Source organism: Pseudoduganella sp. UC29_106 (genome assembly GCF_044055365.1).
GTDB lineage: Bacteria > Pseudomonadota > Gammaproteobacteria > Burkholderiales > Burkholderiaceae_D > Rugamonas.
In genome coordinates this window covers 1729151-1752176 of record NZ_CP171977.1, presented here as the reverse complement: position 1 = coordinate 1752176, position 23026 = coordinate 1729151, and the positions used below count along the sequence as shown (strand labels likewise).

The 23026-nt window shown below is 61.3% G+C and carries 14 protein-coding genes, 2 tRNA genes, 1 rRNA gene and 5 pseudogenes; 12 read left to right on the top strand and 10 right to left on the bottom strand.

Annotated elements, in window-relative coordinates:
• Positions 1–183: 183 nt before the first annotated feature.
• The 3 genes from ACHMW6_RS09125 to ACHMW6_RS09115 all read right to left on the bottom strand — a co-directional run bounded on the left by ACHMW6_RS09125 (position 184) and on the right by ACHMW6_RS09115 (position 1949).
• Positions 184–259 (bottom strand) — tRNA-Ala (locus ACHMW6_RS09125).
• Positions 260–277: 18 nt separating this feature from the next.
• Positions 278–354, bottom strand: a tRNA-Ile gene (locus ACHMW6_RS09120).
• A 63-nt stretch (positions 355–417) separates the two neighbouring features.
• Positions 418–1949 (bottom strand): 16S ribosomal RNA (locus tag ACHMW6_RS09115).
• A 514-nt stretch (positions 1950–2463) separates the two neighbouring features.
• On the opposite strand from ACHMW6_RS09115, the gene ACHMW6_RS09110 reads away from it, so the two are divergent.
• The 3 genes from ACHMW6_RS09110 to ACHMW6_RS09100 all read left to right on the top strand — a co-directional run bounded on the left by ACHMW6_RS09110 (position 2464) and on the right by ACHMW6_RS09100 (position 5471).
• On the top strand, positions 2464–3834 hold the full coding sequence (locus ACHMW6_RS09110; protein WP_395406806.1) for a sensor histidine kinase: 1371 nt from the start codon (positions 2464–2466) through the stop codon (positions 3832–3834).
• 62 nt (positions 3835–3896) lie between these two features.
• Positions 3897–4664: a LytR/AlgR family response regulator transcription factor gene (locus tag ACHMW6_RS09105; RefSeq protein ID WP_395406805.1), complete on the top strand. Its 768-nt coding sequence runs from the start codon at positions 3897–3899 to the stop codon at positions 4662–4664.
• Between the two features lie 75 nt (positions 4665–4739).
• A complete protein-coding gene (locus tag ACHMW6_RS09100; RefSeq protein ID WP_395406804.1) occupies positions 4740–5471 on the top strand; it encodes a sensor histidine kinase in 732 nt (243 codons plus the stop codon).
• 172 nt (positions 5472–5643) lie between these two features.
• Here ACHMW6_RS09100 and ACHMW6_RS09095 read toward each other — a convergent pair whose 3' ends face one another.
• The 3 genes and pseudogenes from ACHMW6_RS09095 to ACHMW6_RS09085 all read right to left on the bottom strand — a co-directional run bounded on the left by ACHMW6_RS09095 (position 5644) and on the right by ACHMW6_RS09085 (position 8255).
• The gene (locus ACHMW6_RS09095; RefSeq protein ID WP_395406803.1) at positions 5644–6726 is read right to left on the bottom strand and encodes a porin; all 1083 of its coding nucleotides are present in this window, start codon (positions 6724–6726) and stop codon (positions 5644–5646) included.
• Between the two features lie 80 nt (positions 6727–6806).
• On the bottom strand, positions 6807–7220 hold the full coding sequence (locus tag ACHMW6_RS09090) for a hypothetical protein (protein WP_395406802.1): 414 nt from the start codon (positions 7218–7220) through the stop codon (positions 6807–6809).
• An 80-nt stretch (positions 7221–7300) separates the two neighbouring features.
• Positions 7301–8255, bottom strand: a pseudogene (locus tag ACHMW6_RS09085) (CysB family HTH-type transcriptional regulator).
• A gap of 150 nt (positions 8256–8405) precedes the next feature.
• On the opposite strand from ACHMW6_RS09085, the gene ACHMW6_RS09080 reads away from it, so the two are divergent.
• The 8 genes and pseudogenes from ACHMW6_RS09080 to ACHMW6_RS09045 all read left to right on the top strand — a co-directional run bounded on the left by ACHMW6_RS09080 (position 8406) and on the right by ACHMW6_RS09045 (position 18061).
• A complete protein-coding gene (locus tag ACHMW6_RS09080) occupies positions 8406–10100 on the top strand; it encodes a nitrite/sulfite reductase (protein WP_395406801.1) in 1695 nt (564 codons plus the stop codon).
• Positions 10093–10641: a DUF934 domain-containing protein gene (locus tag ACHMW6_RS09075; protein WP_395406800.1), complete on the top strand. Its 549-nt coding sequence runs from the start codon at positions 10093–10095 to the stop codon at positions 10639–10641. The genes ACHMW6_RS09080 and ACHMW6_RS09075 overlap by 8 nt, the downstream gene beginning before the upstream one ends.
• Positions 10642–10643: 2 nt before the next feature.
• The gene (locus ACHMW6_RS09070) at positions 10644–11357 is read left to right on the top strand and encodes a phosphoadenylyl-sulfate reductase (protein ID WP_395406799.1); all 714 of its coding nucleotides are present in this window, start codon (positions 10644–10646) and stop codon (positions 11355–11357) included.
• Positions 11358–12281 (top strand): sulfate adenylyltransferase subunit CysD, encoded by a 924-nt coding sequence (gene cysD, locus ACHMW6_RS09065; RefSeq protein WP_395406798.1) that lies wholly within the window; start codon positions 11358–11360, stop codon positions 12279–12281.
• Positions 12281–13589, top strand: a pseudogene (locus tag ACHMW6_RS09060) (sulfate adenylyltransferase subunit 1). Before cysD ends, ACHMW6_RS09060 begins: the two are co-directional and overlap by 1 nt.
• Before the next feature lie 20 nt (positions 13590–13609).
• A pseudogene (cobA, locus tag ACHMW6_RS09055) lies at positions 13610–14378 on the top strand (uroporphyrinogen-III C-methyltransferase).
• A 128-nt stretch (positions 14379–14506) separates the two neighbouring features.
• A complete protein-coding gene (locus ACHMW6_RS09050; protein WP_395406797.1) occupies positions 14507–16543 on the top strand; it encodes a M13 family metallopeptidase in 2037 nt (678 codons plus the stop codon).
• Between the two features lie 48 nt (positions 16544–16591).
• The gene (locus ACHMW6_RS09045; RefSeq protein ID WP_395406796.1) at positions 16592–18061 is read left to right on the top strand and encodes a hypothetical protein; all 1470 of its coding nucleotides are present in this window, start codon (positions 16592–16594) and stop codon (positions 18059–18061) included.
• Here ACHMW6_RS09045 and ACHMW6_RS09040 read toward each other — a convergent pair.
• The 4 genes and pseudogenes from ACHMW6_RS09040 to lptF form a co-directional block, all read right to left on the bottom strand.
• On the bottom strand, positions 18030–18803 hold the full coding sequence (locus ACHMW6_RS09040; RefSeq protein WP_395406795.1) for a carbon-nitrogen hydrolase family protein: 774 nt from the start codon (positions 18801–18803) through the stop codon (positions 18030–18032). The genes ACHMW6_RS09045 and ACHMW6_RS09040 overlap by 32 nt on opposite strands.
• A complete protein-coding gene (locus ACHMW6_RS09035) occupies positions 18793–19170 on the bottom strand; it encodes a sirohydrochlorin chelatase (RefSeq protein ID WP_395406794.1) in 378 nt (125 codons plus the stop codon). The genes ACHMW6_RS09040 and ACHMW6_RS09035 overlap by 11 nt, the downstream gene beginning before the upstream one ends.
• A gap of 1 nt (position 19171) precedes the next feature.
• Positions 19172–20340: pseudogene (gene lptG / locus ACHMW6_RS09030) on the bottom strand (LPS export ABC transporter permease LptG).
• Entirely contained in the window at positions 20337–21461 is a 1125-nt protein-coding gene (gene lptF / locus ACHMW6_RS09025; RefSeq protein WP_395406793.1) for an LPS export ABC transporter permease LptF, read from the bottom strand. Before lptF ends, lptG begins: the two are co-directional and overlap by 4 nt.
• A gap of 70 nt (positions 21462–21531) precedes the next feature.
• Between lptF and ACHMW6_RS09020 the strand changes: the two are divergent.
• Positions 21532–23026, top strand: a pseudogene (locus ACHMW6_RS09020) (leucyl aminopeptidase).

Sequence of the window (23026 nt, the reverse complement as noted above, 5' to 3'; positions counted from 1 at the left end):
CCTTGACGGCTATAGTTCTAAGCACTTACTACTGTGTTTGATGAGTTTTTGTATGCGTTCCTTTCGGAACACTACCCTAAGTGTGAATCTCTCGATTCACGCTTAATAAAACTTTACTTCTTCCAGATTGTTAAAGAACGAGTACTACTCTTACCTAAACCTGCGTGGCTTACGTAAAGGCAGTGGTGGAGGATGACGGGATCGAACCGACGACCCCCTGCTTGCAAAGCAGGTGCTCTCCCAGCTGAGCTAATCCCCCGTGGTACAACACGATACTTGGTGGGTCTGGTTGGGCTCGAACCAACGACCCCCGCGTTATCAACACGGTGCTCTAACCAGCTGAGCTACAGACCCGCGCTCGTTTCTTTTGATCTAACAGCCGATAAGTGTGGACGTTTGAGTCCGTGCAGACTCTAGAAAGGAGGTGATCCAGCCGCACCTTCCGATACGGCTACCTTGTTACGACTTCACCCCAGTCACGAATCCTACCGTGGTAAGCGCCCTCCTTGCGGTTAAGCTACCTACTTCTGGTAAAACCCGCTCCCATGGTGTGACGGGCGGTGTGTACAAGACCCGGGAACGTATTCACCGCGACATGCTGATCCGCGATTACTAGCGATTCCAACTTCATGTAGTCGAGTTGCAGACTACAATCCGGACTACGATACACTTTCTGGGATTAGCTCCCCCTCGCGGGTTGGCGGCCCTCTGTATGTACCATTGTATGACGTGTGAAGCCCTACCCATAAGGGCCATGAGGACTTGACGTCATCCCCACCTTCCTCCGGTTTGTCACCGGCAGTCTCATTAGAGTGCTCTTGCGTAGCAACTAATGACAAGGGTTGCGCTCGTTGCGGGACTTAACCCAACATCTCACGACACGAGCTGACGACAGCCATGCAGCACCTGTGTGCAGGTTCTCTTTCGAGCACTCCCAGATCTCTCCGGGATTCCTGCCATGTCAAGGGTAGGTAAGGTTTTTCGCGTTGCATCGAATTAATCCACATCATCCACCGCTTGTGCGGGTCCCCGTCAATTCCTTTGAGTTTTAATCTTGCGACCGTACTCCCCAGGCGGTCTACTTCACGCGTTAGCTGCGTTACTAAGTCAATTAAGACCCAACAACTAGTAGACATCGTTTAGGGCGTGGACTACCAGGGTATCTAATCCTGTTTGCTCCCCACGCTTTCGTGCATGAGCGTCAGTTTTGACCCAGGGGGCTGCCTTCGCCATCGGTGTTCCTCCACATCTCTACGCATTTCACTGCTACACGTGGAATTCTGACCCCCCTCTGCCAAACTCTAGCCTCGCAGTCTCCATCGCCATTCCCAGGTTAAGCCCGGGGATTTCACGACAGACTTACGAAACCGCCTGCGCACGCTTTACGCCCAGTAATTCCGATTAACGCTTGCACCCTACGTATTACCGCGGCTGCTGGCACGTAGTTAGCCGGTGCTTATTCTTCAGGTACCGTCAGCAGGAACGGATATTAGCCATTCCCTTTTCTTCCCTGACAAAAGAGCTTTACAACCCGAAGGCCTTCTTCACTCACGCGGCATTGCTGGATCAGGGTTGCCCCCATTGTCCAAAATTCCCCACTGCTGCCTCCCGTAGGAGTCTGGACCGTGTCTCAGTTCCAGTGTGGCTGGTCGTCCTCTCAGACCAGCTACTGATCGTTGCCTTGGTGAGCCTTTACCTCACCAACTAGCTAATCAGATATCGGCCGCTCCAGGAGCACAAGGCCTTGCGGTCCCCTGCTTTCATCCGTAGATCGTATGCGGTATTAGCGTAACTTTCGCTACGTTATCCCCCACTCTTGGGTACGTTCCGATATATTACTCACCCGTTCGCCACTCGCCGCCAGGCCGAAGCCCGCGCTGCCGTTCGACTTGCATGTGTAAAGCATGCCGCCAGCGTTCAATCTGAGCCAGGATCAAACTCTTCAGTTCAATCTCTGTTTTCGCTATTTCTAGCGGGTCACTCACTCAAAATACTGACGAAATCTCGATAAAGAGATTTACGTTTATTTTGTGCGAGCGTTTGAAACTAATAATTTGAGCATCGCGCCATTCGGCACGTTGCACATCGTCAAACGCCCACACTTATCGACTGTTGATTTTTAAAGATCGCTGCGTTTAGCGACAAATCGTTGTGTTTGTCAGCAGCAGAGAAGCGAGATTATGCGGTACAGCGTGCAACTCGTCAACCCCTCGTTTTCCTCGCTTCGTTTCGCGCTGTTTGCTGCGTTGCGTTGCGAGGGACAGAACTATAACAAAGCACTCGAAGGGTCGCAAGGGCTTTTTAGAACCCAAGGCCAAAAACGGGTGTCAGGCACGATGTGCCTGACACCTGGTTCACGCCGTGGGTTTTCCATTCCCCGTTTTCTGCATCCTGTCGCACTCCCATAGACAGGTTTGCGCAAGGTTATCTACACTTGCTGCATATCTAAGATGAAAGTACTGAATGTTCCCTCAGCCTAAAGTGCAAGATACCGCGAAGACTGTCCTCTCCTGGCTGCATCGTGGATTCGACGTCACCGCGAACTGGGTCAGCCAGCTCTCGTGGTGGAAGTTCTTTCTGTTCGCCGCCCTTTCGCTGATCGCTGCCTCCATCCTGCAGGAAGAGCTGTTCTCGCCACGCCAGGAAGACGACATCGTCATGCGCTCGCATAAGCGGCCGCACGGCGGCTCGGATACCAACATCACCATCGACGACAGCGGCATTCACTTCAACCCGCGCGCCGGAAAGATCAAGAAGGAACAACCGAAAGACGGCGCGGACGCCTCCGCCGATGCCTCTGTCGACACGAGCGACGATACGGCTGCCACCGAACCCGCCCCGCACGCTGAGCCAGCCGAGCCGGCAACTCCGGCAACGCCAGCCGCGCCCGCTGCACCCGCCCCGCCGGCGCCGCCGGCACCGAAAGGAGCCAAGGGCATCAAGCCGCCGCTGCCGCCCGCTGCGCCGATGCCAGGCGAAGAAGTCCATATTGAGTTGCCGCCACAGATCGGCGAGGAACTGTCCAACGCGCTGGAACAGGCGGTCGACAGTGCCGCAGAGGAAAAAGTCTCCCGCTATCACAAGCAGGCCTCGACCTGGTTCACCAGCTTCGTGACCCTGTTGCTGCTGGCCCTGTTCGGCACCAAGGCCCTGGTTGGCGGCAAAAAGCGAGCTGAAGCGGAAGCACAGACGGCAACCGCCGCCGCCGAGCGCGAATCCATGCAGCGCCAGCTGAGCGAAGCGAAAATGCAGATGATGCAGGCCCAGGTGGAACCGCACTTCCTGTTCAACACCCTCGCCTCCGTCGAGCACCTGATCGAGACCGACCCGCCGCGCGCCTCCGCCATGCAGCGCAGCCTGATCAAATACCTGCGCGCTGTGCTGCCGCAAATGCGCGAATCGTCGCTGATGTCCAACCTCGGCCAGGAGGCGGACATGGTCGCCGCCTATCTCGCCCTGCTGAAAATGCGCATGGAAGAACGGCTGACCATTGATTTCGACATCCCGGACGGCCTGCGCACCGCCTGTTTCCCGCCGATGATGCTGCAGTCGACGGTGGAAAACGCAATCAAGCACGGCCTGGAAGGCAAGCCTGAAGGCGGCACCCTGAGGGTCCGCGCGGACGTTGCGCACAGCAAGCTGCGCGTGACCGTCACCGACGATGGCCTGGGCTTCGGCGCCAAGCCCAGCACCGGCACCGGCCTGGGACTGAGCAATATCCGCGAGCGCCTGAAGCTGCTGCACGGCGACCAGGCATCCCTCAACATCGAGCCCAACTTCCCCACCGGCGTCATCGCCATCATTGAAGTACCCTACCAGCTGGCCAAGCAATAGCGATTGCGCCGGACGCCAAATCATTGAATAATTAATACCTGTTTTTCAACACTTGAGAGACTATGCCAACTGCAATCATTGCTGACGACGAACGTTTGATGCGCGACCAACTGCGCATGCGCCTGAACCAGGTGTGGCCCGAACTGGACATCGTCGGCGAAGCCAAGAACGGTGACGAAGCCATCGACCTGGTCGATGAGCTGAATCCCGATTTCACTTTTCTCGACATCCGCATGCCCGGCAAGACCGGCATGGAGGCCGCTGCCGAAATCGGCAACAAGAGCCAGGTGGTGTTCGTGACTGCCTATGACGCTTACGCAGTTGAAGCGTTTGAACGCGGCGCCGTGGACTATGTGCTGAAGCCACCCGAGCCCGAGCGCCTGAAGATCACGGTCGAACGTCTGAAGAGCCGACTGGACAAACCTGCTGTGAGCGCCGACGCGAACGCCAATATTGCGTCCATCCTCTCGCAATTGACCGAAAAGATCGCGCAACCGAAGCCAAAATACCTGCAATGGATCCAGGCCAGTATCGGCCAGGACCTGCGCATGATTCCGGTCGAGGAAATCCTTTTCTTCCGTTCGGATGAAAAATACACCTGCGTGCAGACCGACAAGTTCGAAGCCCTGATCCGCAAACCGGTGCGCGACCTGGCCGACGAGCTCGATCCATCCCTGTTCTGGCAAATCCACCGCGCCACCCTCGTCAACGTGAATGCGATTGAGGGAGTAACGCGCGATATTCGTGGCCGGCATCTGGTCATGATCAAGGGCAGACCGGACAAACTGGAAGTCAGTCGCAGTTTTCTACATTTATTTAAACAAATGTGATGTTTCGCAAGCCCGCCTGCAGCGGGCTGTAGTACTGTGAAGGGTGCGGCCACACTGTGCCGCATGGAGTCCTTCATGCGTACTTCCCGCCTACTGCTCGCTGCCGCCACCATGTTCGCCCTCGGCGCGGTCTGGCAAATGGACGCTCGCCCTCAGCGCAACCGCGGTACCGGCCGTCGCGCCACCGATACTGCGCTGGAAAGCATACGTGAAGAAGAGCGCGCTTATATCGCGCGTGAGTTGCATGATGATCTCGGCCAGCTGCTGGCCGCGCTGCGCCTCGACCTGCACCTGATGCAGCAAAAGCCCTCTCCGGAACTGCTGGTCAGCATGGATGAACTGCTCATGTCCGCCATTACGTCCTTGCGCCGCATTGCCGCCGACCTGCGTCCGCGCGCGCTGGACGAAGGCGGGCTGTATTTCGCCCTGCAGTCACTGCGGTCGGACTTCGAACACCGCAATGGCATCCCCTGCCACCTGCTGGCTTGCGAAGACCAGCTGGAGCTGGACGACCGCTACAGCACTGCCGTCTACCGCCTGGTGCAGGAATCACTGACCAATATCGCGCGGCACGCCAGGGCCAGCCAGGTATCGCTGCGTTTGGCACGGGCGAACGGAGAGCTGCGCATCGCCATCCAGGATGATGGACGCGGCATCGGACCGGGGGACCTGGAGAAACCCGCTTCATTCGGCCTGCTCGGCATGCGCGAGCGCGTGGCCGCCCTAAGCGGGACGATTGAGATTGGCGGGGGTATGCACGGCTCGGGCGGCACGCAAGTGGCAATACGCCTTCCCCTGCCGCATTAAAAACCCAAGGCGTAACCCTAGTGTCAGCCACGACGTGCGAGCCCCCACTGGGGGCTCGCACCTAACACTTGCTTTTGCCGTGGGTTTAAAAAAAAAGGCGGGCACGAAGCCCGCCAAAAGATCATGAATCACCTCGAGAGTTGCGGACCTTGCGGTCCGCGGTGCAGCTAAATCAGAACGTGTGCTTCACGCCCAGATTGAATGCCTTGTCGCCAGAACCGGCTTCGGTGTTGTTGCCGACGGTGTAGCCAGCGCCGTTCTTGTTCTTGATCTTCGCGAACGCCACGTATGCGGTGGTGCGCTTGGACAGGCTGTGCAGGTAGCCCAGGGCGTACTGGTTGGCATTCTGGTCGTTTTGCTTGTCATCCTTGTGGATGTAGGAAGCAACAATGTTGCCCGTGCCGACTGGTACGGAAGCGCCGATCAGCCATACAGCGGAGTCAGCGGACGACTTCGGAGCCACTTTCAGGCCGTAGGCGTTAGCGACCGGGATCGGAGCGGAGCCGGCGCCCTTGTCTTTTTCGTAGCCGAAGAATGCCTTGGCCACGCCGAAGTCATAGTTGACAGCCAGCAGGGTGTTCTTTGCGTCTTCCTTGTCCACGGCCGGGGTGGTGCCAACAGCAGCAACGTCGTTGTTCTTGTTGTTGTACACCAGGCGCGCGTTCAGCGGGCCGTTGGAGTAGTTCAGACCGAAGCCGAACTGGCGGCCAGCGGTGTTGTCGCCAGCCTGCTCGCCCAGGGCGTACTCAGCATCAACGCCGAAGCCTTCGAAGGATGGGGAGTTATAGACCACGGCGTTGCTGGTACGGGTCAGGATGCCGGCGGTCGGGAACAGGTTCTTGGCGGAACCAGCGTAGCCGGCGCCGAACGGGTCCATCACCTGGGACACGGCGTTGTACAGCATGGTGTACTGACGGCCCAGGGTTACGGTACCCAGGTCTTTGCTCTTCAGGCCAACGTAAGCCTGGCGCTGTGCGAACACGCCGGCGGTATCCTGCTCACCGGTGTCGATCTTCACGCCGGACTCGATCACGAAGATCGCGGAGTTGCCGCCGCCCAGATCTTCGTTGCCGCGGAAGCCCAGGCGGGATGCCGAGCCTACGCCGCTGGTGACCTTGTTCACGCTGCCGTTAACGCCGCCGCGCTCAGCGACGATACCTGCGTCAACGATACCGTAGATGGTCACGTTCGATTGTGCTTGTGCTTGCGCGGCAAAGCCGCCAACGATCAGTGCTGCCAGAGTCAGTTTTTTCACTTGTTGTCCTACTGTTTGGTTAATGACGGGGCGTATCATGCCGGGCAAAAATTTCAACAATATGACAAAGTAAAAAGTGTTTATTTCAAGCGACAGTTCACTAACCAGTAATATTTGCTCTTTTCTAGCCGGATTTCACGGCCAAAAGCGGCTAATTTCTTCTTCAGGTAACTATCGGAAGGATAGTTCTTGAGCAGCTCGAAACGCTGGCCGGTGGCGTCAGTGCGGATCTGATACGTGTTGCCAGCCGCGTCCGTTCGGGCTGTAACAGTGCTGGAACCCTCTACATAAGCCTCACCCAGCAAGATCAGCACTGCATCCTTGCCTGCGCGCTGGCGCAGGTTGGCCAGGTAACGGTCGTGATCTTCGCGCTTGATGTGCGACCAGTTGGAGAACACGGCGGTGTAGTCGCCTGCGTCCACCGATTCGGCTGCTGCGGCAATAATTGGCGTCCAGTAATCATTGCCAAGATTCAAAACGTTGTGTCCGAACAACAATTCTTCTACACGTTCTTGCAGTTCAGCCAGGTCACTCTGGCGCTCGGGACGGGCGTAATCTTCCGCTTCTGCGGCCTTCAGATCGTTAACACTGATAATTCGTAATTTTCCTGCTCGCCCTTCATGGCCTGCTCGATCAGCTTGCGGTTCAGCGTCGGCGCGAGCAGCTCAATAAGGTATATATATAGGAGCGCAAGTAAGCACCCTGCTTCACCGCCACGCGCGACACATTCATGCCGAACAGGTGGCCGGCCGGGATGGCGCGCAGGTTGCGGTCGCGTTCGGAGTCGAAAGCCATGCCGGCGATGATGCCGATGCCCATGCCCAGTTCCACATAGGTCTTGATCACGTCCGCGTCGATGGCTTCCAGCAGCACGTCCGGCTTCAGCCCACGAAGGGAAAAAGCATGGTCGATCTTGGACCGGCCGGCGAAGGCGGCATCATACGTGATCACCGGATAACCGGCCACCTCTTCCAGCGTCACCGGCTTGGATTTCAGCAGCGGATGATCCGGCGGCACCACCACCACGTGCTCCCACTGGTAGCACGGCAAGGTGATCAGGCCGTCGACACCCGCAACCGACTCGGTCGCGATGGCCAGGTCGGCCTGGTCACGCTGGACCATTTCGGCGATTTGGCGAGGGTTTCCCTGCAACAACGACAGGCGCACCTTCGGATATTTCTGCATGAAGGCCTGGACCACCTTGGGCAGCGTGTAGCGCGCCTGGGTGTGCGTAGTTGCAATGGTGAAACTGCCGGAATCCTGGGCCGCATATTCCTTGCCGATGCGTTTCAGGCTGTCGATCTCCTGCATGATCAGTTCGACCGACTGCAGGACCAGCCTGCCGGGCTCGGTCAGGCCCCGGATGCGCTTGCCATGCCTTGTGAAAATATCAACGCCGAGCTCTTCTTCCAGTTCGATGATGGCCTTGGAAACTCCCGGCTGGGAGGTGAAAAGCGCCTTGGCGGCGTCGGTCAGGTTGTAGTTCTGGCGTACGGCTTCCGCACGAAGCGCAGTTGATGAAGATTCATTGTCGTTCTCGTTGGACTTCCCCAGCCCGTATTTTACGCTGATGCTTATACCCAAACTGCATATAAGCAAATAAAGACTAAGTCGTTTGGAATAAAGCTCCAGTTTATTACCATTGAAGCTACTTTGGGCCATGCCTTACTGGGAAAGCTATGTATCAATACGATCAATACGACCATCTCATCGTGCGGGAACGCATCGCACAGTACCGCGACCAGGTGAAACGCCGCCTGAACGATGAGCTGACCGAAGCAGAATTCCTGCCGCTGCGCTTGCAGAACGGCTTATATATGCAGCGTCACGCTTACATGCTGCGTATTGCAGTGCCTTACGGCCTGCTCAGCTCCAAACAGATGCGCATGTTCGCCCATATCGCCCGCAAGTACGACCGCGGCTATGGCCACTTCACGACCCGCCAGAACATCCAGTTCAACTGGGTCAACCTGGAAGATACGCCGGACATCCTGGCCGACCTGGCCTCCGTCGAGATGCACGCCATCCAGACTTCGGGCAACTGCATCCGCAACGTGACCTCGGACGAGTTCGCGGGCGTGGCAGCGGACGAGATCATCGATCCGCGTCCTTACGCCGAAGTGCTGCGCCAGTGGTCCACCTTCCACCCGGAGTTCATCGCCCTGCCGCGTAAATTCAAGGTTGCCATCAATGGCGCAGTAGAAGACCGCGCCGCGATTGCCGTGCACGACATTGGCCTGACCGTGGTGAAGAACGAAGCCGGCGAAATCGGCTTCAAGGTAATGGTTGGCGGCGGCATGGGCCGTACCCCGATCCTGGGCACCACCATCCGCGAATTCCTGCCGCGCGAGCACCTGCTGACCTATGTTGAAGCAATCATGCGCGTGTATAACCTGCACGGCCGCCGCGACAACAAGTACAAAGCCCGCATCAAGATCCTGCTGAAGGCCATCGGCGCCGAAGAATTCACGCGCCAGGTGGAAGTTGAATGGGAAGACCTGAAAGGCACTGAACAGACGCTGACGCTGCAAGAGATGGAGCGCATCATCGCCTACTTCCAGCCGCACGCCTACGCTACCTTGCCGAACGTGAATCCGGCTGCCGGCCACGAAGACAACAAGGCCTTCGCCAACTGGCTGAAGCGCAATGTGAAACCGCACAAGGTGCCGGGTTATGCCGCCGTGGTACTGTCGCTGAAGAAGACCGGCGTGCCGCCGGGCGACGCCACCGCCGAACAGATGGACTTCATGGCCGACCTGGCGGACCGCTACAGCTTTGCCGAACTGCGCGTGACCCACGAACAGAACATCGTGCTGGCCGACGTCGAGCAATCGAAGCTGTTCACGCTGTGGGAAGAGATCAAGGCCAAGGGCCTGGCAACGCCGAATATCGGCCTGCTGACCGACATCATCTGCTGCCCGGGCGGCGACTTCTGCTCGCTCGCGAACGCGAAATCGATCCCGATCGCCGCCGCCATCGCCGAGCGTTTCGACCGCATCGACTTCCTGCACGATATCGGCGACTTCGAGCTGAATATCTCCGGCTGCATCAACGCCTGCGGCCACCACCACGTCGGCAATATCGGCGTGCTGGGCGTGGATAAGGACGGCAGCGAATGGTATCAGGTGTCGATCGGCGGCGCCCAGGGCAACCACTCCGCCATCGGCAAGATCATTGGCCCGTCCTTCTCCGCACTGCAGATGCCGGAAGTGATCGACCGCCTGCTGAAAGTCTACCTGCGCGAGCGCCTGGCGCCGGAAGAGACTTTCGTGGAAGCCGTGGCACGTCTCGGCGTCGCACCGTTCAAGGAATTTGTATACGCCACGCCGATCCCCGATGCGGGCCGCCTGGTTGGAGAAGATGAATATGCCTAATCAAATCATTAAAGGCCGCGAAATCGTGGCGGACGACTGGATTGAATTCCGCCTCGCTGAAGGTGAAGAGCCGGCAGCTGCCGTGGTCCCGGAAGGCAAAGTCATCGTTCCCCTGAGCGTGTGGAATGCCCAACGCGACGCGCTGGCGTCGCGCGCCGAGATCGCCGTGTGGCTGGCGCCGGACGACGATCCTTTCGCCCTGAAGGAGGAATTGCCAAAGTTCGCACTGGTCGCCGTCGACTTCCCGAAATTCACCGATGGCCGCGGCTACTCGATCGCCTACAACCTGCGCATGCGCCTCGGCTACCAGGGCGAGCTGCGCGCCATTGGCGACGTGCTGCGCGACCAACTGTTCTCCATGCACCGCGTGGGCTTCGACGCCTACGCCACCCGTCCGGACCGCAGCATCGAAGATGCACTGAAAGGCCTGACCGTCTTCAGCGAGACCTACCAGGCATCGGTGGACGTGCGTAATCCCCTGTTCCGCCGCCACCTGCGCAGCGGTCCGCAGGAAAACACGGACGTCGGCTTCGGGATCTGATCATGAGCGAGCTTGCCAACCGCGTCGCGGCGACGCGCGATACGCTCGAACGTATCGCCCGCGACTTCACGCCTGCCGTCTTCGCATCCAGCCTGGCGGCGGAAGACATGGTGATCACGGACCTGATCTTGAAGAATCAGCTCCCGATCGGCATCTTCTCGCTGGAGACGGGCCGCCTGCACAAGGAAACGCTGGCCATGGTGGATCGCGTGAAGGAGCAATACGGCTATGACATCGCCCTGTTCCGCCCGCAGCCTGAAGCCGTGGAAGCCTATGTCTCGCAAAACGGCCTGAACGCCTTCTACGACAGCATCGATATGCGCAAGGAATGCTGCCGCATCCGCAAGGTCGAACCGTTGGGCCGCGCGCTGAAGGACAAGAAAGCCTGGGTCACCGGCCAGCGCCGCGCCCAGTCCACCACGCGCGCCGAACTGGCGGTGCAGGAAGACGACGCCGCGCACGGCATGGTGAAGTTCAATCCGCTAGCCGACTGGTCAGAGGAGGAAGTGTGGGAATACCTGCGTTCCAACGGGGTGCCCTACAATGAATTGCACGACCAGGGCTATCCGTCGATCGGCTGCGAACCCTGCACCCGCGCCATCCAGCCGGGCGAAGACGTCCGCGCCGGACGCTGGTGGTGGGAAAACCCGGACTCCAAGGAATGCGGCCTGCACATGGTCGACGGCAAACTGATTCGCATCAAGAAGGTAAGCTAAATGAACGCACTGGTAGAACAACAAGTTAACTCGCGCCACCTGGACGCGCTGGAATCCGAAGCGATCCACATCATGCGCGAAGTGGCAGCCGAGTGCTCCAATCCCGCCCTCCTCTTCTCGGGCGGCAAGGACTCCGTGGTGCTGCTGCGCCTTGCGGAGAAGGCTTTCCGTCCTGGCAAATTCCCCTTCCCGCTGGTCCACATCGACACCGGCCACAACTTCCCCGAAGTGATCGAGTTCCGCGACCGCCGCGTCGCCGAACTGGGCGAGCGCCTGATCGTGGGTTCGGTGGAAGACTCGATCAGGAAGGGCACCGTGCGCCTGCGTAATCCGCAGACCGATTCGCGCAACGCCGCGCAGGCTGTGACCCTGCTGGAAACCATCGCCGAACACGGCTTCGACGCTTGCATCGGCGGCGCGCGCCGCGATGAAGAGAAGGCCCGCGCCAAGGAGCGCATCTTCTCCTTCCGCGACGAGTTCGGCCAGTGGGATCCGAAGGCGCAGCGCCCGGAACTGTGGGACCTGTATAACACCCGCGTCCATCCCGGCGAGAACATGCGCGTGTTCCCGATCTCGAACTGGACCGAGCTGGATGTGTGGCAGTACATCGCCCGCGAAAAACTGGCCCTGCCGTCGATCTACTTCGCGCACGAGCGCCAGGTGATTCCGCGCAACGGCCTGCTGGTGCCGCTGACCGACCTGACCCCGGCGCGCGATGGCGAAACGATCGAGACCCAGGTGGTGCGCTTCCGCACCGTGGGCGATATCTCCTGCACCTGCCCTGTGTCTTCCGATGCAGCGGACGTGGATGCGATCATCGCCGAAACCGCCGTCACCCAGATCACCGAGCGCGGCGCGACCCGCATGGACGACCAGACGTCCGAAGCCTCGATGGAAAAACGCAAGAAGCAAGGATATTTCTGATGAACGCCCTGAACGAAAACCTGTCCCAGCATAGTTTGCTGCGCTTTATTACCGCCGGCTCCGTCGACGACGGCAAGAGCACGCTGATCGGCCGCCTGCTGTTCGACAGCAAGGGCATCTTCGCCGACCAGCTGGCCGCCGTGTCGCGCGCCAAGCATAAGCGCACCGTGGGCGATACCATCGACCTGTCCCCTGCTGACGGACGGCCTGGAAGCCGAGCGCGAACAGGGCATCACGATCGACGTGGCCTACCGCTACTTCGCCACGCCGAAGCGCAAGTTCATCATCGCCGACACACCGGGCCACGAGCAGTACACTCGCAATATGGTGACCGGCGCTTCGACCGCCGACGCCGTGATCATCTTGATCGACGTGTCCAAGGTAAAGCTGCGCGAGGATGGCGGCGTCGACCTGCTGATCCAGACCAAACGCCACTCCACCATCGCCCACCTGCTGCAGATCGAGCACGTGGTGGTGGCCGTGAACAAGATGGACCTGGTGAATTACGACCAGAACGTATACGACCGCATCGTAAAGGCCTACCGCGAATTCGCCGACACCCTGGGCATCAAGGATGTCACGACCATTCCGCTGTCCGCCCTGACCGGCGACAACGTGGTGGAAGCCAGCGAGAAGATGGATTGGTACAAGGGCCCGACCCTGATCGAGCTGCTGGAAAACCTGTCCGTCTACGATGAATCGCACAAGTCGGCCTTCCGCTTCCCGGTGCAGCTGGTAGCGCGCCACAACGGCCACGAAGCCAATGACTTCCGCGGCTATATGGGCCGCATCGAGGCGGGCAGCGTGTCTGTCGGCGACAAGCTGGTGGTGCAGCCTTCGGGCCACACCGCCACCGTGAAGGACATCGTGACCTTCGACGGCTCGCTGGCAACGGCTTCCGCCGGCCAGTCCGTGACCCTGGTGCTGAACGAGTATGTGGACGTGTCGCGCGGCGATATCCTGTCGTCCAGCGAGCAGCCGGCCACCCTGCTGAAGCAGGTGAATGCCGATGTGTGCTGGCTGTCCGAGGAACCGCTGGACCAGCGCCGCAAGTACTGGATCAAGCACGGCACCAGGCAGACCGCCGCCAAGGTCACGAAAATCGACTCCATCCTTGACATCAACACCCAGCAGCGTCACGATGCAGAGGCGTTGAAGCTGAACGATGTGGCGCGCATCGCCCTCACCGTGCAGCAGCCGCTGGCCGCCGATGCCTATGCAGACATCCGCGCGACCGGCGCCTTCATCCTGATCGATGAGGTGACGCACCAGACTGTGGCCGCAGGCATGATTCGCCTCGGCGAATGATGCTTGAGGAGCCAGCGGGTATGCCAGCGTATGGGAAAGTCTATCTGATCGGTGCAGGGCCCGGAGCCCAGGATCTGATTACCATGCGCGGTGCGCGCCTGCTGGCCGCTGCCGAAGTCGTTCTCTACGACGCCCTGGTCACGCCGGAAATGCTGGAACTGTGCGTGCAGGCCGAGAAGATCTGCGTCGGCAAGCGCGCCGGCCAGCGTTCGGCGGCGCAGGATTTCATCAACCAGCAACTGGTCGAATGCGCTGCACGCTATCGGCTGGTGGTACGCCTTAAAGGCGGCGATCCGATGCTGTTCGGCCGTGCGGACGAGGAATTGCGCGCGCTGGAGGAACACGGCATCGAATGCGAAGTCGTACCGGGCATTACCACGGCTGTCGCCGCCGCCGCTGCGGCCAAGCAGCCGCTGACCAAGCGCGGCGTGGCGCGCAGCGTGGCCTTCTTCACGTCCTCCACCGCTCCGGGCCATCCGGACGAAGTCGGCAATTCCTTCCACCGATACGCTGGTGCAGTATATGGGCGGGCGCGAAGCCATCGCCACCGCGCAGCGCCTGCTGGACCAGGGCCGCGCGCCCGAAACGCCGGTGCTGGTGCTGGAGAATGTCAGCCGGCATGACCAGCGCATCGAGCGCATTACGCTGGATGCACTGGCACATGGCCTGCATATGTCCCATGGCCCCGTGCTCGTGATGCTGGGCGACGCCATGGCCGCCCGCCCGCACCAGCCGGACGATGCCGACCACGGCGTCGACCTCCCTGCGCTGACCCGCAAGCCTGCCTGAAAACCCACCCCAGCTGCTGGTGTTACGCGGCGCCGGCTGGGGTGGCTGCCACATCGTGGCAGCCACCAGGGTTTGACGTGGGTTCTCAGGTGTAGAATTGCCAACATTGCCCCCCTCGGAACCCGACCATGCGCAAACCTGGCCTCCTCCTGCTCGTCCTCAGCGCCGCCGTGCATGCCCAGGACGCTCCCCTGAGCGCCCTGCCCTACACGCCCAGCCTGGACGTAAGCGCCATGGACCGCAGCGCCAATCCCTGCGAAGACTTCTACCAGTACGCCTGCGGCGGCTGGATGAAGAACAACCCGATCCCGTCCGACCAGAGCATCTGGAGCGTCTACGGCAAGCTGGCCAACGACAACCAGCGCTACCTGTGGGGCATCCTCGAAAACCTGGCCAAGGGCGGCGCCGAGCGCAACGCCGCACAGCAGAAAACGGGCGATTACTTCGCCGCCTGCATGGACGAAAACGCGGCCGAGCAGCGTGGCTCCTTCCCGCTCACCGACTACTTCAAGCTGATCAACGGCATGCGCAGCAAGAAGGACTTGCCGCGTGTGATGGCGCGCCTGCATACGGACATCGCCAGCAGCATGCTGTTCGACTTCCAGTCCAACCAGGACTTCGCCGACTCCACCCAGGTCATCGCCTTTGCCAACGCCAGCGAGCTTGGCCTGCCGGACCGCGACTACTACCTGAAGCACGACAAGAAATCACGCGACATGCTGGCCAAGTACCGCGCCCACATCGCCCGGACCTTCGAGCTGCTCGGCGATTCGCCTGCTGCCGCCGACCGCGCCGCCGACAGCATCGTGCGTTTCGAACGCGTGCTGGCGCAGGCTTCGCTCTCCAAGGTGGACAAGCGCGATCCGTATAAGCTGTTCCACAAGAAGAAGCTCGCCGAGCTGCAGGCGCTCACGCCAGGCTTCGCGTGGAAGGAATACCTGGACGGCGCCGGCGTGCCGGACACCCGCGTGTTCAATGTCTCGGAACCCCTGTTCTACAGCGCGCTGAACGCCTCGCTGAAGCGCCTGCGCCTGGCCGAGATCAAGACTTACCTGCGCTGGAACGTGGCGCGCGCCATGTCGCCCTACCTCTCCAGCGACTTCGTCAACGAGAACTTCGGCTTCTACCAGAAAACCTTGCGCGGCGTGCCGGAGCTGCAGCCGCGCTGGAAGCGCTGCGTGAAGCTGGTGGACGCACAGCTGGGCGAAGCGCTGGGCCAGGAATTCGTCAGCCGCGCCTTCAGCCCCGAGCTGAAGGAACAGACGCAGCACCTGACGCGCCAGATCGAAGCGGCCATGAAAGAAGACATAGCCTCGCTGAACTGGATGAGCGATGCGACGAAGAAAAAAGCCCAGGAAAAGCTGGCGGCCGTCGCCAACAAGATCGGCTATCCGGACAAATGGCGCGACTACAGCAGCTACAACGTCTCGCGCACGGACTTCGCCGGCAATGTGACCCGCGGCGTGGCCTTCGAGACGAAACGCCAGCTGGCCAAGATCGGCAAGCCGCTCGACCGCAGCGAATGGGCAATGACACCCCCGACAGTGAACGCCTATTACAACCCGCAGATGAACGACATTAATTTCCCTGCGGGCGTGCTGCAGCCGCCGCTGTACGACGCAAAGATGGACCCGGCGCCCAATTATGGCAACACGGGCGGAACCATCGGACACGAACTGACCCACGGCTTCGACGATGAGGGCCGCCAGTTCGATGCCCAGGGCAACCTGAAGGACTGGTGGAGCAAGAAGGATGGCAAGGCATTCATGGACCGCGCACAGTGCATCGTCGACCAGTATGCGCAGTACACCATCATCGACGACATCAAGATCAACAGCAAGCTCACGCTGGGCGAGGACGTGGCCGATCTCGGCGGCCTGGTTCTGGCGTGGATGGCGTGGAAATCCGAAATCGCCAGCGTGCCGCAGCAGGCGCGCGATGATCTGTCGCCGGAGCAGCGTTTCTTTGTCGGCTATGCTCAGTGGGCTTGCGAAAACGACCGTCCCGAGAACGCGCGCGTGAATGCGCTGACCAATCCTCACTCGCCGGGTAAGTACCGCGTGAACGGATTGATGGTGAATATGCCGGAATTCACCAAAGCCTTCTCCTGCAAGCCGGGACAGGCCATGGTCAAGGAACCGGCCAAAATGTGCCGCGTATGGTAAAGGCCGTAAGCAGGTAAAATACCGGCCTCGTATTTTTTGAGGATGATGATGAGCCAAGCACATGAAATTCTGGAGCGCGCCCGCAATGCGCGCCTGGAGGGCAAGTATGAGGACGCCCTGCGCGACCACCTGTGGTTCCACGAACATGCGCTGGACGAGGACCCGTCGCTGGCGGGCGTGCGCCTGTCGTTCGCGCTGCGCGACTGGATCTATCTCGCCGAGCAGTTCCCGCTGGCGCGCCGCGCCCTGCAAGCGATCCGCGACCGCGACACCCAGCGCGTGCTGAACGGCGGCGCCACGCTGCAGCGTTTCCAGGACATCAATGCCATCAACAGCGCCCTCGGCGACGACCGCGCCACGCACGAACTGTTCGTGCAGATCGATGCCCAGATTCCCGAACTGGCGCAGCAATGCGCCGAACTGGCCATGCCGTCGCTGGTGGCGGTCGAAGACTTCACCCTGGCCCGCCGCTACCTGCCCGCGCCGCTGGAACGCATCACCGCGCTGGCCCAGCGCCTGAACGAGTTTGCACAGGAACTGGCGCGCCGCGGCAATACCTCGTCCGCCCCGGCGCTGCTGTCCTATGTGCTGAACTACACGAAGGAAGTGCGGCTGATCACTGAAGTGCTGCGGCGTACCGGCGAGGATGAACTGGTCGAGCAAGTCGCGAGCGCCGCACTGGAGCAGCTGAAGTCCGACGCCCTGCGCGACGCCGTGCAGCGCGAGTTCGAAACGCCCGGCTCCACCATCGCTGCCATGGTGGCCCACGCCAAAGCCGGCGAACAACCTCCCCGCCGACCCGCAATGAGCGACGCACTCGCCGCGATGCAACGAGCCAGCCAGGCTCGCGAACGCGGCGAGTATGCGGAGGCGCTGCGCCTGAACCAGGCCATCCACGATGCGCCCATGCCGCCGCCGGACGAGCGGCAGGAACACAGCTTCCGCCGCTTTGCCTTCTTCGAATGGGGCCTGCTGGCCCGCGAATATCCTCCCGCGCTGCTGGCCATGCAAGCCTTGCGCGAGCGCGAAGCCGCGCAGCTCGAAGCTGAGCCGGAGCTGCGTTTTCTTTGCCTCGTTGAGCTGAACCGTCACCTGCCCGACCCGCGCCATACGCTGGCCCTCTTCCTCCAGCTGGAGTCCAGCGCTCCGGCGCTTGCGCGCCGCTGCTTCCATTACGTCGCCGACGTGCTGCTCGAATGCGGCGCAGCCGCCGTGCTGCAGCGCTACCTGCCGGAACCGCAGGAAGGCACGCGCTACCGCGCTCAATATCTCAACGACGTAGTGCGCGACTGCACAATGCCGCGCCGTTTCGGCGAGACGCAAGCCTTTGTCGACGATCTACGCTTGCAGTGCGGCGTGCTGAAATTGAACGGCAATTCGGCCGGTGCCGAAGCGCTGGCAGCAACCGCGCTGTCGCTGATCGAATCTGAAGACACGCGCGACCTGGCGCGCCGCGAACTGCGCGAGCCGGGCACGATCGCCCAGCTTATGGCTGACTGGCGGGACGCACAGAGCTGACTTCCCAGCGTCCGCCACGCCGGCCGGCAATCACCAGCCATTCGCCCTCTTCCGGCGCTTCAGCCAGCAGCTTGCCCGCCTCGTCCCACAGCGCGCTGCGGCCAGCCGACTGCCAGCCGCCCGTGGGGCCGCCGTGGTTGGCCATCAGCACAGGCATGGCCAGCGACGCCGCATAGCCTTGCAGCAGACCGCTGTCCTTCACATAGCCTCCTGGCGAAACCAGCACGCTGGCAGCGTAAAGCGCCGCACCGCCGCGTGCGGCGGCTTCCGCGTGGCTGGCGTGTGCAATCTCCGCGCAAACCGCCAGCGCGACCGGCGCGTCACCCACGTCCAGCATCTGGCCGCCGGTGCCGGGCGCAAACACGGCATCCTCACCGGGATGCAGGTGCTGCTTGGTATAGACCGCCACCCCGCCGCCCGGCAGGAAGCACAGCGCTCCAATGTGCAGCGCGCCCGCCAGTCCGCGCACCGGCGCACCGGCAACGATCGTCATGCCCGACGCCACTGCCAGTTCGGCCAGCGGCACCAGCCGCGAGTCGTCCGGCGCGACGACACAGTCCGCAGCGACATCCGGCTCATAGCCGGTCAGCGAAAGTTCAGGGAAGAGCGCAAGGCGCGCACCATGCGCCGCGGCCGATGCAGCCAGCGCGGCATGGCGGCGCACATTGGCCGCGATATCGCCGCGAACGGAAATGGACTGCACGGCCGCGCACAGCGGCAGGTCAGGCAAGTCAGGCCGCACCGAGCGCCTTCACGCAGTACTCGGTCATGGCGCGCAGCACATCGGGGTCTTCGCCGACGGCATCCACGGCGCGCACGGTGAGGCCGGGGTGCGCGGCGCGCAGCCCGTCGAGCAGCACGGGCAGGTCGCGCAGCACATGGCCACCCTGGCCGAGGAACACGGGCACCACGGTTACGTCGGACACGCCGCCCGCCACCAGTTCGGCCACGCGTTCAGGCAGGCGCGGCGACATCAGTTCAAGGAAGGCCAGCGAAACGTCAACGTCAGGCTGCTGCGCGCGCACCAGGTCGCGCAGCCGTTCGAACGGCGCAGCCCAGCTGGCCGCGCGCGCGCCGTGAGCAAACAGGATCAGTGCGCGCTTGCCCATGTCAGTGCCGCTCCACCCAGTACAGCGCGCCCACCGCCAGCATCAGGAACAGCAGGCTTGGCATGATCGCCGTTACGAAGGCCGGCAGGGTGGACAGCAGCCCGATATGCGAAAACAGTGTATTCACCAGCAGGAAGCTGACGCCGATCATAATGCCGATGAAGATCTTCAACGATACGCCGCCCGCACGCGTATGCAGGTAAGCGAAAGGCAGCGCCAGCGCCATCAGCACGAAAATGGCCAGCGGATCGATCAGCTTCTTCCAGAACGCGATCTTGAAGCGCTCCGTCCCCTGCTTGTTCTCCTGCAGATGGCGCGTGTACACGGCCAGCTCGTTGGCCGACATGCGCTCCGGATCAGAGGCCGCCACGGACAGGATCTTCGGCGTGATCTCGGAAATCAGCTCCTTGCTGGGATGCTTGCGGATCTCGACCATGCTGGTCTCTTGGGCGAAATTATTCTGCACGGTCGCCTGGCCGCCGGGCGCCGCCAGCGCGGGGTTGCTGAACACGCTCTCGGTTACATCTTCCAGGCGCCACACATTATTGCCCTGGAAGGTGCCCCTTTGGCCTCGGTCAGCGTGCGCAGGCGGAAGCTGGTATCGAACTCGTACAGCTTCACGCCCACTAGCTGGCCATCGGGGCGCACCTCGCGCGTGTTGAAGAAGCGCGTGCCCAGCACCGTGCCGGTCATGCCATTGCTCTTGACGATGTCCTTGGTCCACAGGCCGGAGCGGAACTCGGCGGACACCGTGGTGCCGCGCCCCGTCAGCCGCACCTTCTCCGCCCATGGAGCGGTGCGCGGTGCAATCAGCTCGCCGAAGATGAAGGTAATAATCACCAGCACGATGCCTATCTTGAACAACATGCCCGCCGCCATGCGCGTGGACATGCTGGAAGCGCGCATGATGGTGAATTCGGATGTGGACGCAAACTGCGCCATCGTATAAATCGTGCCGATCAGGGATGCCACCGGCATCACTTCATATATGTGCTGCGGGATCGAAGCGATCACATACAGCGCGGCGTGCTGCATGCCATAGCCGTTCTTGCCGACCGAAGGCAGCTCACCCGTCAGGTCCATGAAGGCCAGCAGGCCGAGGAAGGCCAGCAGCACGAAGGCGACGGCCTGGGAAATCGAGACCGCGAAATAGCGTTGCAGGATCTTCATTTTGCCGCCCCCCTCTTGCCGCGTTTCAGGGACGCCAACAGCGCACGCGGATGGTAGCGGTGGTTCACATTCAGGCGCCATGCGAACAGCACCAGCACCGCCAGCGCCGCCGCCAGGTGCAGCGGCCACCACGACATGCCGAAGGCGAACTTGCCCTGCTTGACGCTGGCCTCGATCACTTTCACAGCATTGTTATAAGTGAAGAAGATCAGCAGCGCGATAATCAGGTTCGTCGAACTGCCGGCGCGCGGATTCACGAAGCCCAGCGGAATGGCCAGCAGCATCAGCACCAGGCAAGTGATGGGCAGCGAGACGCGCCAGAGGATTTCGGCGCGCGCCTGGTTGGTCGGCGTTTGCAGCAGCTGCATGGTCGGCGTGGCATTGGCATCCTGCGACGCATCCAGGTCCTGGGCCTGCTGCGCCACGCGCACGTGGTAGCGTTCGAACTCCATGGTCTGGAAGTCGGCCTGCCCCGGTGTGCCCTGGTAGCGGCGGCCATTCTTCAGCACCAGGTAGCGGTCCCCGTTTTCGGTCTGCGTCACCTCGCCTTCGCTGGCGACGATGACGGCGGTGCCCTTTTCATCGACCGAGTTGACGAATACGTTCTGCACCACCGCGCTCTGGCCGGACACGGCTTCCACAAAGAAGATGCGGTTGCTGGACGAGGACTCGCGGAACTGGCCCGGCGCGACCTTCTGCAAGTCCTCGCGCTTGGCGAAGCGGTCCACGTATTCAGAGCTCTTTTGCTTGGCCCACGGCGTGGCATAAAAGGCCAGGCCGGCCGTGAGCAGGATGATGGGCGTGCCGAACACCAGCACCGGCTTGATGAAGCGCGTGAGGCTCAGGCCCGAGGCAAACCACACCACCATTTCCGAGTCTTTGTAAGTCCGCGTGACCACCATCAGCACGGAAATAAAGCTGGTGAGGATCAGGATCGTTGGCAGATAATTCAGGGCTGCGAAGACGATCAGCGCAAGCACATCACTGGACGCGACCTTGCCGCCTGCGGCCTTGCCGAGGATTGTGATCAGGGTCCACGTCAGGATGATGGTGAACAGCACCGTAAAGGTGGCCCCGGCGGAGCTTATGAGCTCTCTGCGGAAGGCGCGTTGGAAAATCATTCGACGTTTATAATTCGGTTAGCAAATCAAGTTACTGCGTAAAAAATACGCAAACCATACGGAGAATCAAATGGACTTTAGCATAAAAGCATTCGACACCAAGAACACCGTCGCGTCGGCCAAGACCGGCTGTGTCGCTGTTGCGGTGTTCGAGAACAAGAAAACTCTCGCAAGCTGCCAAGTCCCTCGACGGCTCTGGTGAAATCACCGCAGCCCTGAAGTCCGGCGACATCACCGGCAAGGCCGGCACCACCCTGCTGCTGCGCGGCCTGAAGGGCGCCGCGGCCGAACGCGTGCTGCTGGTAGGCCTGGGCAAGGAAGAGGAAGTCTCCGACAAGACCTTCAGCTCCGCCGTGGGCGCGGCCATCAGGGCTTTCTCCACCCTCGGCGCTGCGGACGCCATTATCGCACTGCCGCTGGAAGAAGTGAAAGGCCGCAATGCAGCGTGGGCCATCCGCAGCGTGGTGCTGGCAAGCCGTGACAGCATGTACCGCAGCGATGCGCAGAAGTCCAAGAAGGACCCGGCTGCTGCCGGCGTGAAGAAGCTGGCCCTGGCCGTGGCCAACAGCGCAGAGAACAAGCTCGCGCTGCAGCAGGCCATCGCCATCGCCAACGGCATGGAACTGACCAAGGACCTGGGCAACCTGTCCGCCAACGTCTGCACCCCGACCTACCTGGCCAACACCGCCAAGAAGCTGGCCAAGGACTACAAGTTCAACGTGGAAGTGCTGGACCGCAAACAGATGGAAGCCCTGAAGATGGGCAGCCTGCTATCCGTCACCAACGGCACCGAAGAGCCGCCCAAGTTCATCGTGCTGAAGCACATGGGCGGCAAGGCCAAGGATGCGCCTATTGTCCTGGTGGGCAAGGGCATCACCTTCGACACCGGCGGCATCTCGATCAAGGCCGGCCCCGGCATGGACGAGATGAAATACGATATGTGCGGCGCCGGCTCCGTGCTGGGCACCTTCCGCGCCATCGGTGAACTGGGCCTGAAGCTGAACGTGATCGGCATTATCGCCGCCACCGAGAACATGCCTTCCGGCCGCGCCACCAAGCCGGGCGACATCGTGACCTCGATGAACGGCCTGACCATCGAGATCCTGAACACGGATGCCGAAGGCCGCCTGGTGCTGTGCGACGCCCTGACCTACGCCGAGCGCTTCAACCCGGCCGCCGTGGTGGACGTGGCGACCCTGACCGGCGCCTGCATCGTGGCCCTGGGCCACCACAACAGCGGCATCTTCGCACGCGACGACGAAGGCGGCAACGCGCTGGTCGAAGAACTGATGGCCTCCGGCCGCGCCACCGGCGACACCGCATGGCGCCTGCCGATCGGCGAACAGTACAACGATCAGCTGAAGTCCAACTTCGCCGACCTGGCGAACATCGGCACGCCGGGCGGCGCATCCTGCACCGCGGCCGCCTTCCTGGAAAACTTCACCCGCAAGTACAACTGGGCCCACGTGGACATCGCCGGCACCGCCTGGAAATCGGGCGCCGCCAAAGGCGCTACCGGCCGTCCGGTGCCGATGCTGACCAGCTTCCTGATCGGCCGCGCCTGA

Bases quoted from the DNA above. Each gene is read 5' to 3' on its own strand.
- ACHMW6_RS09045 (WP_395406796.1), top strand. From the start codon at position 16,592: ATGAGCCAAGCACATGAAATTCTGGAGCGCGCCCGCAATGCGCGCCTG.
- cysD (WP_395406798.1), top strand. From the start codon at position 11,358: ATGAACGCACTGGTAGAACAACAAGTTAACTCGCGCCACCTGGACGCG.
- ACHMW6_RS09080 (WP_395406801.1), top strand. From the start codon at position 8,406: ATGTATCAATACGATCAATACGACCATCTCATCGTGCGGGAACGCATC.
- lptF (WP_395406793.1), bottom strand. From the start codon at position 21,461: ATGATTTTCCAACGCGCCTTCCGCAGAGAGCTCATAAGCTCCGCCGGG.
- ACHMW6_RS09035 (WP_395406794.1), bottom strand. From the start codon at position 19,170: ATGGGCAAGCGCGCACTGATCCTGTTTGCTCACGGCGCGCGCGCGGCC.
- ACHMW6_RS09105 (WP_395406805.1), top strand. From the start codon at position 3,897: ATGCCAACTGCAATCATTGCTGACGACGAACGTTTGATGCGCGACCAA.
- ACHMW6_RS09050 (WP_395406797.1), top strand. From the start codon at position 14,507: ATGCGCAAACCTGGCCTCCTCCTGCTCGTCCTCAGCGCCGCCGTGCAT.
- ACHMW6_RS09075 (WP_395406800.1), top strand. From the start codon at position 10,093: ATGCCTAATCAAATCATTAAAGGCCGCGAAATCGTGGCGGACGACTGG.
- ACHMW6_RS09100 (WP_395406804.1), top strand. From the start codon at position 4,740: ATGCGTACTTCCCGCCTACTGCTCGCTGCCGCCACCATGTTCGCCCTC.
- ACHMW6_RS09070 (WP_395406799.1), top strand. From the start codon at position 10,644: ATGAGCGAGCTTGCCAACCGCGTCGCGGCGACGCGCGATACGCTCGAA.
- ACHMW6_RS09110 (WP_395406806.1), top strand. From the start codon at position 2,464: ATGTTCCCTCAGCCTAAAGTGCAAGATACCGCGAAGACTGTCCTCTCC.